Source organism: Caballeronia glebae (assembly GCF_001545035.1).
Classification (GTDB): Bacteria; Pseudomonadota; Gammaproteobacteria; order Burkholderiales; family Burkholderiaceae; genus Caballeronia; species Caballeronia glebae.
The window spans coordinates 101,001-115,147 of sequence record NZ_FCOJ02000015.1 but is presented as its reverse complement, the minus strand read 5'-3'; the positions used below and the strand labels follow the sequence as shown (position 1 = coordinate 115,147).

Sequence of the window (14,147 nt, the reverse complement as noted above, 5' to 3'; positions counted from 1 at the left end):
GGCCCCTGGAAGGTGAGTCACATGCAGAAGAAACAGCAGTTCGCGGACCGGCTTCTCGCCCAGATGCCGTCGCTGCGCGCGCTTCGGTGCTTCGTTACCGCGGCGCGTTATGAAAGCTTCACGCAAGCCGCGGAAGTGCTGTGCGTCACGCAGGCGGCCGTGAGCCGGCAAATCAAGGAGCTGGAAGATACGCTCGAAGTACCGCTCTTCGAGCGTACCGGCAGGCACATCGCGCTGACTGACGCGGGCCGCATTCTCTACAACGCGTCCTATCTCTCGATCATGAATATCGCGGAGGCGGCGCAGGCGGTGCGGCGCGTCGATCGGCATGCGCTGACGCTCTGCATCTCGCATACGTTTTCGGCGCTCTGGCTCTCGTTCCGGCTGCCCGCGTTTCGCCAGCGCTTTCCGAATATTCGCCTGCATGTGATGGTGACTGAGCACTTCATGGAGCTCGACGATCTCATGGAGCCGGATATCATCATCACGAAAAATCCGCCGCGCGAAGCGGAGTACGAAGTCGAGCCGCTTTTTCACGACATCGTTTATCCGGTGTGCAGCGTGCCGTTTCACGAGCGCTATTTTCATGGGCGCACGCTCAAACCGCTCGATCTGCTCGCGCATCCCACGCTGAGTCTTTCGCTGCTCGGGCGCGCGCAAGTGTGCGAGCACGTCGACTGGCGCGTGTGGAAGAACTGGTATCAGCAAGGCGACGGCTCCGAGCGCCTCGATCAGCACGACGATCTCGAAAGCAACGACTATCGCCTGCTCGTCGCGCAGGCCGAAGCGGGCGAGGGCACCTTGCTCGGCTGGCATCATCTCGTGCATCGTCAGGTCGAGCAGAAAAAACTGGTGCGTCCCGTCGACGATGCGCTCGTGTTTCACGACCGGCATCACTATCTGATCACGCATCGCAACGCGAAGGCGCGCCCCGAGTACGTCCAGTTTCGCCAATGGCTCGACGAGGAGATCGGCACGATGATGCAGGGATGGCCCGCGGCTGAATCGAAGGCCGTTTTATGAGCGCCGCATGAAACCGGCGATCGAAAAACCCAAGGGTTATCGGCGGCTCATTCCGTCCGTGACCGCGCTGGTCGAGTTCGAAGCCGTCGCGCGGCTCGGCAGCTTCACGCTCGCGGCGCACGAACTGGGCGTGACGCAAGCCGCCGTGAGCCGGCAGGTGCGTTTTCTCGAAGAGACGCTCGGCACGCGGCTCTTTCGCCGTCTGCATCGCGCGATCGAACTGACCGACGAAGGCGAGGCGCTGTATCGCGTGGTCGCGGAATCGATGCAGAAGATCGCGAGCGTGTTCGACCGCCTCGCGCGCGGTCCCGTGCAGCAGGAACTCGTGCTCGCGGCGACCTCCGCGTTCTCGCACTTTCGTCTTTTGCCGCGTCTCGCGTCACTGAAGGCCTTGCAGCCCGATCTGCAATTGCGGCTGTCCACGCAGATGTTCACGGCGGATTTGCGGCACAAGGAAATCGACGTCGCCGTGCGCTTCGGCAACGGCCTGTGGCCGGACGGCACGGCGACCCTGCTGTTCGACGAAGAGGTGTTTCCGGTCTGTTCCCCTTCGTGGCTTGAGAAGCAGCCCGCGCCGGCGTCGCTCGAAGAACTGGCGGGCGCGGTGCTCGTCGAATCGGACTCGACGTCCGAAGGCTGGATGGGCTGGGAAGAGTGGTTCCACGCGCTCGGATTCCGGCCGATGCGCCTGAATTTCTCGCTGCGTTGCAGCCTGTACACCGATGCGATTCAGGCCGCGCGCTACGGTCAAGGCATCGCGCTCGGCTGGGGCCGGCTCGTGCACGATTTCATCGAAACGGGCGAACTCGTCAGGCTGCAAGTGGCGTCGTTCAAGCCGACCGATTCGTACTTCGCCGTGGTGCCGCACGGCCGCGCCTTCACGCCCGCGATCGGCGGTCTGATCGAGTGGTTGCGCGACGGCGCGCTCGCATAAATCAAAGTTATTCGACATCGAAAATAAAGCGCATTGACGCTATTTTTCAGCGATCCAATACTCGGAATATCGCGGGACCATTCAAATTCCCGATACCCCTGAACGTTGGAGAACGACGATGTCCGAAGTGCAGATGAAGACGCATGGCGAACTGATCCGCAGCCGCGAGCCCGGGCATGGCTTGCCCGGTGAGCTGTTCGGACGGCGGGACGTGTTCGAGAAGGACGTCGAGGTCTTTTTCGAAAAGCACTGGATTCTCGTCGGCGTGACGGCGGACGTGCCCGAGCCGGGCGATGTCTCGACCGTCGATATCGGCCGGGCTTCGATCATCATCGTTCGCGACGACGACGAGAACATTCGCACTTACCGCAACGTCTGCCGGCATCGCGGCGCGCGTCTGAAGGAAGCGGGGAAATCGACGGTCGGCATGCTGGTGTGCCCATATCATCAATGGACCTACGATCTCGACGGCAGCCTGCGCCACGCCGCCCACATGGGCCGGGATTTCGACGCGAAGTGCAGAAGCCTGCTGCCGGTGCATACGCGCATCGTTGGGACGCATATTTTCGTGTGTCTCGCCGACGCCCCGCCGACAGACATCTCCCGGCTCGAAGACGCGATGGCGCCGCGTTTCGCACCCTACGACCTGACGAATACGAAGATCGCGTTCGAGTCGGAAATCATCGAGAACGGCAACTGGAAGCTCGTGATCGAGAACAATCGCGAGTGTTATCACTGCGCCGCGACGCATCCGGAATTGACCGCGTCTTTTCTGCCCGAGGATTTCGGCTTCTGTCCGGAGAATCTCAGCGAGGAATCGCTGCGCGAAATCGAGGCTTACAGGGAACGCAACGCGGCGTGTCAGGCGAGCTGGGAAAGAGACGGCTTCACGAGCGCGACCGTCGAATGGCTGGACGAAGATGCCGTGACGCAGTTCAGGACGCAGCAACTCGTGATCGCGGGGCACGGCGAATCGCAGACCATCAGCACGAAGGTCGCGAGCGAAAAGCTGCTCGGCAATCTGCAGCGGCGCGATCTCGGCGACACGCATCTCTGGACGCACAACTCATGGACGCACGTGATGAGCGACCATGCGGTGATCTCGTACATCATTCCGCTTGCGCCGGATAAAACGCTCGTGCGCTCGAAATGGCTCGTGCACGCGGATGCGGTCGAAGGCGTCGATTATCAGATCCAGGATCTGACCGAAGTGTGGGTCGCGACGAATGCGCAGGACAAGCATCTCGTCGAAATCACGCACGAGGGCACGCAGGACCCGGCGTATCGGCCGGCCGTGTTCTCGCCGTTCACCGAAAGCTATGTGGAGCAATTTTCGCGCTGGTATTCGGCCCGCCTGAGCGCGCACGGCGTCTGAGCGGCGGCGCGCGCCGCTCAGTGATCGGTCACGAAGCTCGGGTGGCGCGTGCGAATCTCGTCCACCTGACTGAGCGTGCCCGACAGATGCTTGCGCAACGCGGCATCGGCGGCGTCGGGATCGCCTTTTTCGATGGCATCGACGATCTCGGTGTGATCGCGCACCACGGCCATCGTCTTGCCCTCGACCGGCAGATGCAGCCGGCGCAACCGGTCGATGTGGCCGCTCAGTCTGCGCACCAGATCCCACAACTGCGGCACGCCGGCAGCCTCGTACATCTGCCGGTGAAACGCCTGATCGAGCGCGGAAAACTGCTCGATACTCTCCGGTTCGAGCCATTCCATCTGCTCCGCAATCGTCGCGCGCAGCCGCGCGACCAGCGACGCCTTGTGATCCCGCGCGAGCGTGCGCACGATTTCCAGCTCGATCGAGCGGCGCAGAAAGTGCGCCTGCATCGCCGACGCCACGCTGATCTGGCTCACGACCGTCGCGTGCTGCGGAAAAATATCGACCAGTCCTTCCTCGCCGAGCTTCATGAGCGCGTCGCGCACGGGCGTCTGACTCAGGCCGTAACGCGTCGCGAGTTCGGTGCGCGACAGCACCGTGCCCGGCGCCAGTTCGAGCGACAAAATCATTTCGCGCAGCCGCTCGAACACTTGCGGCGCGGCGTGACGCGAACGGTCGAGGCGATGAACGGAAGCGGAAGAAGCGGGGTTATTCATGTTGGACCCGGACAATAGACGAATGAAACATTAGTACTATAGCCGCGCCAAGGCCCAACCGGTAAGGCTTGCGCGAATCAGCGTTAACCCGACTGACGCACTAATATATTAGTGCTTTACCATGCGGCTATTCTTGTCTCTTTCCGGACGTCCGACATGACCCGCGATATCGCCATCACCCAGGTTCGAATCACCCCGATCGCTTTTCGCGACGGCCCGTTGCTCAACGCCGCGGGTATCCACGAGCCGTGGGCATTGCGCGCCATCGTCGAACTGGAGACGAGCGACGGACGTGTGGGCATCTCGGAGACATACGGCGACGAGCCGATGCTGCGCGTGCTCGATCAGTCCAAAGACCTCGTGATCGGTCTGTCGCCGTTCGACCTGAACCAGATGGAAGAGCGCGTGCGCGCGACGATCAAGGCGACGCCCGGCGCGGTCGAATTCGAACTCGCGCCCGGCTCGCATGCCGCGAAAAACGCGCCGAAGGTGATCAGCACGCTCGAAGTGGCGATGCTCGACCTGCAAGGCCAGATCGTCGGCGCGCCGGTCGTCGATCTGCTGGGCGGCAAGGTGCGCGACGCCGTGCCGTACAGCGCGTATCTGTTCTTCAAGTACGCGGAGCACATCGACAAGCCTTACGCGCCCGATGCGTGGGGCGAGGGCATCAGCCCGGAGCAAATGGTCGCGCAGGCGCGGCGCATGATCGGCATGTACGGTTTCCAGAGCATCAAACTGAAGGGCGGCGTGTTCGAGCCGGCGCATGAAATCGCGTGCATGCAGGCGCTCGCGAAAGCGTTTCCCGGCATGCCGCTGCGTCTCGATCCGAACGCGAACTGGACGCTCGAAACCAGCATCGCGGCCGCGCCCCAGCTCGACGAGATCCTCGAATACTACGAAGATCCGTGCCCCGGACTCGAAGGCATGGCCGAACTGCAGAAGCACACGAAGCTGCCGCTCGCGACCAACATGGTCATCACGACGATGGACGACTTCCGTCGCGGCTGCAACATGGGCTCGATCAAGGTGCTGCTCTCGGATCATCACTACTGGGGCGGACTGCGCGCCACGCAGACGCTCGCGCGCATGGCGAAGCTCTGGGGCTTCGGCATGTCGATGCATTCGAACTCGCACCTCGGCATCAGCCTGATGGCGATGACCCATGTCGCGGCGAGCGTGCCGAACCTCACGTATGCGTGCGACACGCATTACCCGTGGCAGGAAGAGGAAGTCATCAAGGGTGGCCGCGTGAGCTTCGACAACGGTTCGGTGCGCGTGCCGACCACGCCTGGCCTCGGTGTCGAACTCGATCGCGAGAAGCTCGCCGAACTGCACGAGCAGTACAAGACATGCGGCGTGCGCAATCGCGACGATCTCTCGCAGATGCGCAAATATCAGCCGGATTTCACCGGCAAGAATCCGCGCTTCTGAGCCATAGAACAAAAACACAGGCATTCAAGGAGACAAGCTCATGAGCACTTCCAGCGCGCTGTCGAGCGCCGTTCGCAAGATCAAGTGGCACGTGCTGCCGCTTTTCGTCGTGATGTTCATCGTCAATTACATCGACCGGGTGAATATCGGTTTCGTGCGCCAGCATCTGAGCGCGGATCTCGGTATTGGCGCTGCGGCTTACGGGCTCGGCGCGGGCCTGTTCTTCGTGAGCTATGCCGTGTTCGAAGTGCCGTCGAACATGCTGATGCAGCGCTTCGGCGCGAAGGCGTGGCTCACGCGCATCATGATCACGTGGGGACTGGCGGCCGTGGGCATGGCCTTCGTGAAGGGCGAAACCTCGTTCTATGCGATGCGTCTTTTGCTCGGCGCGGCCGAAGCGGGCTTCTTTCCGGGCGTGGTGTTCTATTTCACGCAATGGCTGCCGCGCGATCAACGCGGCAAGGCGATGGCCGTATTCCTGAGCGGTTCGGCGCTCGCTTCGGTGTTCTCCGGTCCGATCTCGGGCGGCCTCATGCTGATCGAAGGCGCGGGCATGCATGGCTGGCAGTGGATGTTCATCATCGAAGGCATGGCGTCGGTCGTGCTCGCGGGCTTCGTGTGGTTCTGGCTCGATTCGAAGCCGCGCGACGCGAAGTGGCTCACGCCCGCCGAGCAGGATGCGATCGTCACCGAGATCGAGGACGAACAGCGCCGCCGTGATGCCTCGCATGTGAAGACGCCGTCGTCGTGGAGTCTGTTGCGCGATCCGCAGATCCTGATCTTCTGCCTGATCTATTTTTCGGTCTCGCTGACGATCTACGGCGCGACGTTCTGGCTGCCGAGCATCATCCGCAAGATGGGGCATCTGAACGACTTCCAGGTCGGGCTGTTCAACTCGATTCCGTGGCTTATATCCATCGTCGCGATGTATCTGTTCGCGGCGCTCGCGGCGCGTTTCAAGTTTCAGCAGGCATGGGTCGCGTGCGTCTTGCTGATCGCGGCAGTCGGCATGTACGCCGCGGGCCTGGGCAGTCCGGTGTTCTCGTTCGTCGCGATCTGCTTTGCGGCGATCGGCTTCAAGGCGGCATCGTCGCTGTTCTGGCCGATTCCGCAAGGTTATCTCGATGCGCGCATCGCCGCGCCCGTGCTCGCGCTGATCAATTCGATCGGCAATCTTGGCGGTTTCGTCGCGCCGGCCACGTTCGGTTTTCTTGAGCAGAAGACGGGATCGATTCAGGGCGGCTTGACAGGTCTCGCCGTGATGTCCGCTCTGGCCGCCGGGGTCGTGTTCCTCGCTCGCATCGCGCCTCGCGTCGGGCGCGGCGTCACGGCGCTGCAACCGGGTGTGCAGAAGTAAAGGAGGCATATAAAGTGCTGCGTGTCTTCGATCGGCACATCGATCGGAGACGACATGGCGACCAACCAGCGCCGCAGACTAGGCGAGTGGCTTCCGCGCGAAGAACAGGCGATCGTGCACTTTCGCGAGACGTTCGCGGAGCACGCCCGGCAGCGCGCGGGCGTGGCGAAGCGGAACAGCGTCATCGAAGAGATGGCGGCTTTCATCCACGACGATCCGGTCGTGCGCATGGACTTCACGCGGGCGATCCGGCAGGCGCACGAAGCCGGTTTCAAGCTCGGTTATTCGAGCATCGACGAGTTCATGGTATTGCTCGACGCGATGCTGAGCTATGCGCCGCCGTTCAGCGAATCGAGTCTGATTCATTGCCCCATCAACGCATTGCTCGACTGGCCGATGGTCATGCCGTCGGGCTATGCGCTCTTTCGCGATCCCGCATTCAACGCGCATTTGAAGCGCGTGCTGAACGTGTGGTCCGGGTTTCTCGGCGGGCCGTATTCGCGCACGCATCTGAACACCGAAGCACCCGATGGCTGGTTCAGCGAGGAAGCGGATCGCAAGATCGGACTGCGCCAGTTTCTGTGCGATCCGGATAAGCCTTACTGGGGCTTCGCGTCGTGGAATCATTTCTTCACGCGCGAATTCAAGCCCGATGCGCGGCCCGTCGCGCAGCCGGATAACGACAAGATCATCGTGAGTGCGTGCGAGGCGTCGCCGTATAACGTCCAGGACAACGCGCGGCTGCAGGATTCGTTCTGGATCAAGTCGCAGCCTTATTCGTTGCTGGAAATATTCACGGCGAAGGAAGCGGAACTCGCGAATAAATTCGTCGGCGGGACGGTGTATCAGGCCTTTCTCAGCGCGTTTTTCTATCATCGCTGGCATGCGCCGGTGAGCGGCACGATCGTGAAGGCGTATCTCGTCGACGGCACTTATTTCTCCGATGCCGATTCCGAAGGCGAAGATCCCGGCAGTCTCAACGAGTCGCAAGGCTATATCACGGCGGTCGCCGCGCGCGCCGTCATCGTGATGGATTGCGACGATCCGGCTATCGGCGAGGTTGCGTGCGTGTTCGTCGGCATGGCGGAAGTGTCGTCCTGCATGATCGAAGCGTTGCCCGGCCAACGCGTGCGCAAGGGCGAAGAACTCGGCTACTTCCAGTACGGCGGTTCCACGTATTGCCTGATCTTCAGGCCCGGCGTAATCGAAAGCTTCGAGCGCCAGCCGCCATTCGATGACGATGCGTCGCCCGTGCAGGTCAATGCGCATCTCTGCACGGCGCGCTGAAGCATGACGAGGTGAACGCATGGATATTCCCCGGCAAGTGGTTTCGTTTCTAAGCTCGCGACGGCTGAGTCGTGTACGGCGGGGTTCATTGCGTCGCTGATCTCGTCGGTGCCGGGCAGCGGTGCATGTCTCGACGTCGGCTTCGTCACTTATTCGCCGACAGGCAAGGCGGGCTTTCTCGGCGTGCGCGAGGAAACGATGGAACGTCATGGCTTGACGAGCGAGGCAGTCGCGCGGGAAATGGCCGAAGGCGCGTTGCGACACGAAGCGTGCTGCGCGGATGTCGCGGTATCGAACACGGGCGTCGCCGATGGCGCGTCGGACGACGGCACGCCGCCCGGCACGCAATGCTTTGCGTGGGCCTATCGATCGCGGGACGGAAACATCGTCACGTTCAGCGAGACGAAGAAGTTCGAAGGCGAGCGCAACGACGTGCGACGGGCCGCGGCGCTCTACGCGTTGTCGCGCGTGGAGCATTACTTCGATCGGCGAATCGCGCGCTGAGCGCTTGTAGCACGCAGTCGCCGTGCGGCTTAAGGCGTTCGAAAGGGAACGGCAATTGCTCGCGCTTCAGCAAATCAACTAGAAAGCGCGCGAGGCAAGAACATGACCGAATCAGACAACACTGTTCGCAAGAACGCCGCCTATCCGTATTCATCGGGTGGATGGGGATCGCTAAGGGCCGTCACCGGGGCGCTCATTCACGAGAAGGTGCCGCTCAAGGTCAGCACCATTCTGCTCAAGCAGAACAAGCCCGAAGGCTTCGCATGCGTGAGTTGTTCGTGGGCGAAACCCGCCGATCCGCACACCTTCGAATTCTGCGAGAGCGGCGCGAAAGCGACCGCGTGGGATCTGACCGCGAAACGCATGACGCCGCAGTTCTTCGAGCTTCATACGGTGACGGAGTTATGCGCGTGGCATGACCACGACCTCGAAGAAGCGGGGCGTCTCACCGCGCCGCTGCGTTACGACGCGGCCACCGACAAGTACGTGAGCGTCTCGTGGCAGGAAGCCTTCGAGGACATCGGCCGCGAGTTGCGCGCACTCGATCCGAAGCGCGTCGCGTTCTATGCATCGGGCAGAGCGTCGCTGGAAACCTCGTACATGTACCAGCTTTTCGCGCGCATGTACGGCACCAACAATCTGCCCGACAGTTCGAACATGTGCCATGAAAGCACGAGCGTCGGATTGAAGGCGGCGATCGGCGCGGGCGTCGGCACGGTCAGGCTCGAAGACTTCGAGAAGACCGATCTCATGTTCTTCTTCGGGCAGAACGTCGGGACCAATAGCCCGCGCATGCTGCATCAGTTGCAGGACGCGAGAAAGCGCGGCGTGCCGATCATCACGTTCAATCCGTTGCGCGAGCCGGGCCTTTTGAAGTTCGCCAATCCGCAATCGCCGGTCGAAATGATGACGCCCGCGCATACGCTCATCAGCACGCAATATCATCAGGTGAGGACGGGCGGCGATACGGCCGCGCTGCTCGGCATCTGCAAGGTTGTCATCGACGCCGACGATCGCGCGAAAGAACGGAGCGAACCGCGCGTGCTCGATGTCGACTTCATCGAAACGCATACCGTGGGCTTCGAGGCGTTCGCGAGTTATGTGCGCGCGGCTTCCTGGGCCGACATCGAGCGTGTAGCGGGACTGCCCCGGGCCGATCTCGAAGCCGCCGCCGACGAATACATGCGCGCAAACGCGGTGATGGCGCACTACGGCATGGGCATCACGCAGCACAGGCAGGGCGTGCAGAACGTGCGCATGCTGTGCAATCTGCTCTTTCTGCGCGGCAACATCGGCAAGCCGGGCGCGGGGCCGTCGCCGGTGCGCGGGCATTCGAACGTGCAGGGACAGCGCACCGTCGGCATCACTGAGAAACCGGAACTCGCGCCGCTCGACAAGCTGGCTAGCCAGTTCAGCTTCGAGCCGCCGCGTGATAAAGGCATGAACATCGTCGAAACTTTCGAGGCGATGCTCGACGGCAAGGTCGGCGCGGTTATCAATCTCGGCGGCAATCTGGTGCGCTCGGTGCCGGACCGCATGCGCATCGAGCCGGCGTGGCGCAGTCTGAAGCTCACGGTGAATGTCGCGACGAAACTCAATCGCAGTCATCTCGTGCATGGCGAGAAGTCGTACGTTCTGCCGTGCCTGAGCCGCATCGAGATCGATACGCAAGCGAGCGGCGCGCAGGCTGTGTCGATGGAAGATAGCACCGGCTGCATTCACGGTTCGCGCGGCGTGGCCGAGCCCGCATCGGCCGATGCACGCTCGGAGCCGTATATCGTCGCGGAACTGGCGAAGCATACGCTCGGCGATCGCTCGACCATCGACTGGGATCGCTGGCGCAACGACTATGCGCTGGTGCGCGACGAGATCGCGAAAACGTATCCAGAGACCTTCCACGACTTCAACGAAAGGATGTGGACGCCCGGCGGTTTCCCGCGCGATCTGCCGGCGCGCGAACGCAAGTGGCAGACGAAGAGCGGCAAGGCCGAATTCTTCGTGCCGGAAACGCTCGGCGAAGATCCGGACATGCCCGAGCGCGAGCCCGATACGCTGCGCCTCATGACGCTGCGCAGCGACAGTCAGTTCAACACGACGATCTATAGCCACGACGACCGCTTTCGCGGCGTCAAGGGCGATCGCATGGTGATCTTCATGTGCGAGGCCGACATGGCGCGGCACGGTCTTGGCAAGGACGACCGCATCACGTTGCGCACCGTCGCCGACGATGGCTTCGAGCGGCGCGTCGCGGGCCTGCGCATTCATCCCTATGACATACCGCAAGGATGCATCGCCGGTTATTACCCCGAGTGCAATCCGTTGCTGCCGCTATGGCATTACGCGAAGGAGAGCAAGGTGCCCGGCGCGAAGTCGATTCCGGTGACGATCATCGAAATCAACGGCGCGCCGCGCGAGAGTTGAATCACTCGTATCGGCGGATGCGGCGCGCGGGAGCGGGCCGCAGGCAGTGCGCGATTGCAAGCGCGCCGAGCGAGATCGCGGCAAGCGACGCCAGGGGAAACGTTCCAGCCGTATTCGCCGCGATCGCCGTGGGACGATTGCGCGCGACGAGTTGCATGCGGCGTTTCGTCATGCGCACGCCGAGCGCCGACAACTGCGAGCCAAGCGCGCGCTCGGCGGTTGGCAGCAATACGGTTTCCTCATCGGCTACGTGATGCATCACCTCGCGCATGAGTTGCATAAAACGCGCGTCGTAAGCGGCGTCCTCCGGGCCCATCGAACGCAGCTTCGCGATGTCTTCCCTCATCTTGTCGTGCTCGGGCTTGCTCTTCGCGAGGCGTTCGTCTCCGGCCATTACTTCGCTGAGCGCGGGATAGAAAATCTCTTCTTCCAGTTGCGCGTGAATTTCGAGCGCAGTACACGCAAGTTCGACGATGGCGCGCTTTCTCCACCACGACGTTTCCGCGTGATAGCGATGAAAAACCGCCATCACGTGCGTGTGATCCATACGGATCATCGTGGTGATCGATGGGGAGCAGGAAGACATGTCCACGGTGACTCCTTGGCCGCTCTGCAGAGCTGCTGTGATTGTGGGGAAATCGCGTTATCGTGCTCGTTCTGGCACGACATGCCATCAGCAAGCGCTATTCCGCATCGTGGGGCAACGCTCTGGAACAACGGTTGCACGCCGTTCAGCATTCGTGCGGCAGCTTGCGTCGGGCGGCGGTGTAGCAGAGGGCGCGAAGGTGCGCCGCTACGACGCCAATGCGAAACGGCTCGCGTTCGATGTGACCCGCGCGGGACTCGCCAACGAGCCGGGCGAGGGCACGCCGGCCACGCCTTGAGGGTGGCGGCACGGGACTTGCACATTTCGTGAACTCATTTAACCAGGAGGGGCCATGAGTATCTTTTCGAATATCCTGAACAAGATCTTCCACCACGACAGTGCACCGGCTAACGCCGGAGCGAGTTCGGCTCAACCAGCGGCGCCCGCCGCGGGCGCTGCTGCCGCGCCAGCGACTTCCACCACTGCTTCGACGCCCGCGCAACCGGCGGCGCCGATGAAGGAAGTGGATGTAGAAGCGGTGCTGACGCAGATGCAGGCGAGTCACGGCGAACAACTCAACTGGCGTAGTTCCATCGTCGATTTGATGAAGCTTCTCGGCCTGGACAGCAGCCTGTCCGCGCGCAAGGAGCTGGCTTCGGAACTGCACTACACGGGCAACACCGAAGATTCCGCCTCGATGAACATATGGCTTCATAAGCAGGTAATGCAGAAGCTTGCTGAAAACGGCGGAAAGGTGCCGGACGAACTCAAGTAACAGCACTTTTCATCAGACGGAAGACGCGCGCGACGCAAGGTCGATTGCGCGCGTCAACCCAAAATAAAAAAACGATACGAAAAACGCGTTCCGGGAAGGCACGACGCGGGTTTATCGAAAGGCACGGTGGCGAGATCCCTTTCTTCTGTAGCGTGCTGCGAGTAAAAAATGAACGATAGAGACCAAATATCAGATGCGGCGCCACTGGACACGGTGCCGAACACGTCGAGCCCCGCCTTTGCAAACACGCATCCCGTCACGCGCGCATTCGACGCTTTCGCGAGCGCGGTAACGAGATGGGCCGGATCGCCAGTTGCGTTCGGACTCGCGGTCATTTCCATTGTGGTGTGGCTTGTGTCGGGACCGATATTCAAGTTCTCGGACGGATGGCAACTCGTCATCAATACGGGCACGACCATCATCACGTTTCTGATGGTGTTTCTGATCCAGCAGAGCGCGAACAAGGACAGCGTCGCGATGCATCTCAAGCTCAACGAATTGCTCGCGTCGCATCGCACGGCGAGCAATCAGTTGATCGGCATCGAGGACGCTAGCGAGGAAGAATTGCGCAAGCTCGCCGCGGCTTATCTGCAACTCGCATCGGAAAGACAAGGCGGCGAAGTCCCGGCGCAAACCGACGATTGCGCGGCCGCCGACATCGCGCGTCGTCTCGCCCGCGCGCACGCCAAGACCGAAGCAAAGCGCGCCCGGTGACGGCTCGGAAGGCACCGTTGCGCGTCCAACGCGTCAATAAACCCAAGCGCGGATGCGCGGGCATGCGCGCTGCTCTCTGTCATTGGATAGCACTCCGTTTCGACTGAAATCTCGCCGGGAAGGCAACGATGACAATCCAGAGAAAAATCGCGAATTGGCGCAGGGTCGGCCATTTTTGCACGACGCGCCTCGTCGATTATGGCGAGCTGATTCCCATCGAACTCGCCGAGACAAAGAAGCGCGTGATGCACGAAGTGGTCGCGCTCGTCGCGCTCACGATCGGCGCGCTGTTCACGCTGTCGTTCGTGTCGATCGCGGTGATCGTGACAGCGGCGGGCACGCCGCATCTGGTGTTGACGGCATGGTGCGTCGCGGGCGCATGGCTCGCGGTCTCGGTGATTGCCGTCATCGTGATGATGTCGCGCAAGCCGGCCGAACCGTTTCAAGCGCTGCGCGAGGAATTGCGTCGCGACGTCGAGGCCGTCAGGGAGGCGATGCAATGAAGCATGCCGAAGCTCAAAACGCGGTGCTCGCGCGCATGGAGCAATCGCGCGCGGAACTGATTGCCGCGAATGTCGCCAACGCACCGGTGCGCATCGCGCGCGCGCCACGCGCATTGCCGGCGAACACGCGATCCGCGCCGTGGTTCCTGCGCACGCCGAACGCGGAACTGATCGCGCTTGCGCTCGTCGGTGTCGCCATTCTCGGATTGCGCCGCACGGTGCAGACGGCGGTCGGCGCGGGATTAAGCGCGTCGACGCATCGGGCGTTTGGCGATCTGTTCGGCGCGCTGCGCGAATGACCGTTCGCCGATAAACCCGCACTCAGCGCCGCGCGCGCCGCTTTTTCGGCTTGCGCGGCGGCGTGAGCGCCGCTGACCAAAGGGTCGATGCCTGCCGCTTCGCTTGCGCGGTAGCGCGGCCACGCGTCGCCCCGATGACCGCGTTCGCACCGGAAAGCCACATGCTGAGGAACGGATTCTTCTTCACCCATGGGTTTTTCATGGTTCGGCTCCGGT

At 62.1% G+C, this 14,147-nt stretch carries 15 protein-coding genes and 1 pseudogene; 13 read left to right on the top strand and 3 right to left on the bottom strand.

The features are described 5' to 3' along the window. Positions 1–21: 21 nt before the first annotated feature. The 3 genes from AWB82_RS13125 to AWB82_RS13115 all read left to right on the top strand — a co-directional run bounded on the left by AWB82_RS13125 (position 22) and on the right by AWB82_RS13115 (position 3,332). Positions 22–1,023: a LysR family transcriptional regulator gene (locus AWB82_RS13125; protein ID WP_086967648.1), complete on the top strand. Its 1,002-nt coding sequence runs from the start codon at positions 22–24 to the stop codon at positions 1,021–1,023. A 7-nt stretch (positions 1,024–1,030) separates the two neighbouring features. After that, the gene (locus AWB82_RS13120) at positions 1,031–1,957 is read left to right on the top strand and encodes a LysR substrate-binding domain-containing protein (protein WP_086967646.1); all 927 of its coding nucleotides are present in this window, start codon (positions 1,031–1,033) and stop codon (positions 1,955–1,957) included. A 118-nt stretch (positions 1,958–2,075) separates the two neighbouring features. After that, positions 2,076–3,332: an aromatic ring-hydroxylating oxygenase subunit alpha gene (locus AWB82_RS13115; protein WP_086967644.1), complete on the top strand. Its 1,257-nt coding sequence runs from the start codon at positions 2,076–2,078 to the stop codon at positions 3,330–3,332. Between the two features lie 17 nt (positions 3,333–3,349). Here the strand turns inward: AWB82_RS13115 and AWB82_RS13110 are convergent, their stop codons facing one another. Further along, on the bottom strand, positions 3,350–4,054 hold the full coding sequence (locus AWB82_RS13110; RefSeq protein ID WP_086967688.1) for a GntR family transcriptional regulator: 705 nt from the start codon (positions 4,052–4,054) through the stop codon (positions 3,350–3,352). 156 nt (positions 4,055–4,210) lie between these two features. Here AWB82_RS13110 and AWB82_RS13105 point away from each other — a divergent pair, with 156 nt between their 5' ends. The 5 genes and pseudogenes from AWB82_RS13105 (at position 4,211) to AWB82_RS13085 (ending at position 11,054) form a co-directional block, all read left to right on the top strand. Further along, positions 4,211–5,485, top strand: a complete 1,275-nt coding sequence (locus AWB82_RS13105) for a glucarate dehydratase family protein (RefSeq protein ID WP_086967642.1) — start codon at positions 4,211–4,213, stop codon at positions 5,483–5,485. Between the two features lie 40 nt (positions 5,486–5,525). Next, positions 5,526–6,842 carry an MFS transporter gene (locus tag AWB82_RS13100; protein ID WP_086967640.1) on the top strand — a complete coding sequence of 439 codons (1,317 nt, stop codon included), beginning with the start codon at positions 5,526–5,528 and terminating at the stop codon, positions 6,840–6,842. 54 nt (positions 6,843–6,896) lie between these two features. Beyond that, positions 6,897–8,129, top strand: coding sequence for a phosphatidylserine decarboxylase family protein (locus tag AWB82_RS13095; protein ID WP_086967638.1), 1,233 nt, complete (start codon positions 6,897–6,899; stop codon positions 8,127–8,129). 19 nt (positions 8,130–8,148) lie between these two features. Next, positions 8,149–8,633 (top strand): annotated as a pseudogene (locus tag AWB82_RS13090) (CinA family protein). A 102-nt stretch (positions 8,634–8,735) separates the two neighbouring features. After that, complete coding sequence (locus AWB82_RS13085; protein ID WP_086967636.1) at positions 8,736–11,054, top strand: FdhF/YdeP family oxidoreductase; 2,319 nt, start codon at positions 8,736–8,738, stop codon at positions 11,052–11,054. A 1-nt stretch (position 11,055) separates the two neighbouring features. On the opposite strand, the gene AWB82_RS13080 is transcribed toward AWB82_RS13085, so the two are convergent. Further along, entirely contained in the window at positions 11,056–11,640 is a 585-nt protein-coding gene (locus AWB82_RS13080; protein ID WP_086967635.1) for a hemerythrin domain-containing protein, read from the bottom strand. A 154-nt stretch (positions 11,641–11,794) separates the two neighbouring features. Here AWB82_RS13080 and AWB82_RS37620 point away from each other — a divergent pair, with 154 nt between their 5' ends. From AWB82_RS37620 to AWB82_RS13060, 5 genes are all read left to right on the top strand, one after another. After that, positions 11,795–11,938: a hypothetical protein gene (locus tag AWB82_RS37620; RefSeq protein WP_159462582.1), complete on the top strand. Its 144-nt coding sequence runs from the start codon at positions 11,795–11,797 to the stop codon at positions 11,936–11,938. A gap of 54 nt (positions 11,939–11,992) precedes the next feature. Continuing rightward, a complete protein-coding gene (locus AWB82_RS13075) occupies positions 11,993–12,415 on the top strand; it encodes a DUF3597 domain-containing protein (RefSeq protein ID WP_086967633.1) in 423 nt (140 codons plus the stop codon). Between the two features lie 168 nt (positions 12,416–12,583). After that, positions 12,584–13,129, top strand: coding sequence for a low affinity iron permease family protein (locus AWB82_RS13070; RefSeq protein WP_086967632.1), 546 nt, complete (start codon positions 12,584–12,586; stop codon positions 13,127–13,129). Between the two features lie 128 nt (positions 13,130–13,257). Continuing rightward, positions 13,258–13,632 carry a phage holin family protein gene (locus AWB82_RS13065; protein ID WP_086967630.1) on the top strand — a complete coding sequence of 125 codons (375 nt, stop codon included), beginning with the start codon at positions 13,258–13,260 and terminating at the stop codon, positions 13,630–13,632. Then, positions 13,629–13,931 carry a hypothetical protein gene (locus AWB82_RS13060; RefSeq protein ID WP_086967628.1) on the top strand — a complete coding sequence of 101 codons (303 nt, stop codon included), beginning with the start codon at positions 13,629–13,631 and terminating at the stop codon, positions 13,929–13,931. The genes AWB82_RS13065 and AWB82_RS13060 overlap by 4 nt, the downstream gene beginning before the upstream one ends. Positions 13,932–13,953: 22 nt before the next feature. Here AWB82_RS13060 and AWB82_RS13055 read toward each other — a convergent pair whose 3' ends face one another. Then, on the bottom strand, positions 13,954–14,133 hold the full coding sequence (locus AWB82_RS13055) for a hypothetical protein (RefSeq protein ID WP_086967626.1): 180 nt from the start codon (positions 14,131–14,133) through the stop codon (positions 13,954–13,956). Positions 14,134–14,147 lie beyond the last annotated feature (14 nt).

Coding starts and splice junctions, on each gene's coding strand:
- AWB82_RS13100 (WP_086967640.1), top strand. CDS start 5,526: ATGAGCACTTCCAGCGCGCTGTCGAGCGCCGTTCGCAAGATCAAGTGG.
- AWB82_RS13125 (WP_086967648.1), top strand. CDS start 22: ATGCAGAAGAAACAGCAGTTCGCGGACCGGCTTCTCGCCCAGATGCCG.
- AWB82_RS13070 (WP_086967632.1), top strand. CDS start 12,584: ATGAACGATAGAGACCAAATATCAGATGCGGCGCCACTGGACACGGTG.
- AWB82_RS13110 (WP_086967688.1), bottom strand. CDS start 4,054: ATGAATAACCCCGCTTCTTCCGCTTCCGTTCATCGCCTCGACCGTTCG.
- AWB82_RS13060 (WP_086967628.1), top strand. CDS start 13,629: ATGAAGCATGCCGAAGCTCAAAACGCGGTGCTCGCGCGCATGGAGCAA.
- AWB82_RS13065 (WP_086967630.1), top strand. CDS start 13,258: ATGACAATCCAGAGAAAAATCGCGAATTGGCGCAGGGTCGGCCATTTT.
- AWB82_RS13085 (WP_086967636.1), top strand. CDS start 8,736: ATGACCGAATCAGACAACACTGTTCGCAAGAACGCCGCCTATCCGTAT.
- AWB82_RS13120 (WP_086967646.1), top strand. CDS start 1,031: ATGAAACCGGCGATCGAAAAACCCAAGGGTTATCGGCGGCTCATTCCG.
- AWB82_RS13075 (WP_086967633.1), top strand. CDS start 11,993: ATGAGTATCTTTTCGAATATCCTGAACAAGATCTTCCACCACGACAGT.
- AWB82_RS13105 (WP_086967642.1), top strand. CDS start 4,211: ATGACCCGCGATATCGCCATCACCCAGGTTCGAATCACCCCGATCGCT.
- AWB82_RS13095 (WP_086967638.1), top strand. CDS start 6,897: ATGGCGACCAACCAGCGCCGCAGACTAGGCGAGTGGCTTCCGCGCGAA.
- AWB82_RS13115 (WP_086967644.1), top strand. CDS start 2,076: ATGTCCGAAGTGCAGATGAAGACGCATGGCGAACTGATCCGCAGCCGC.
- AWB82_RS13080 (WP_086967635.1), bottom strand. CDS start 11,640: ATGTCTTCCTGCTCCCCATCGATCACCACGATGATCCGTATGGATCAC.
- AWB82_RS13055 (WP_086967626.1), bottom strand. CDS start 14,133: ATGAAAAACCCATGGGTGAAGAAGAATCCGTTCCTCAGCATGTGGCTT.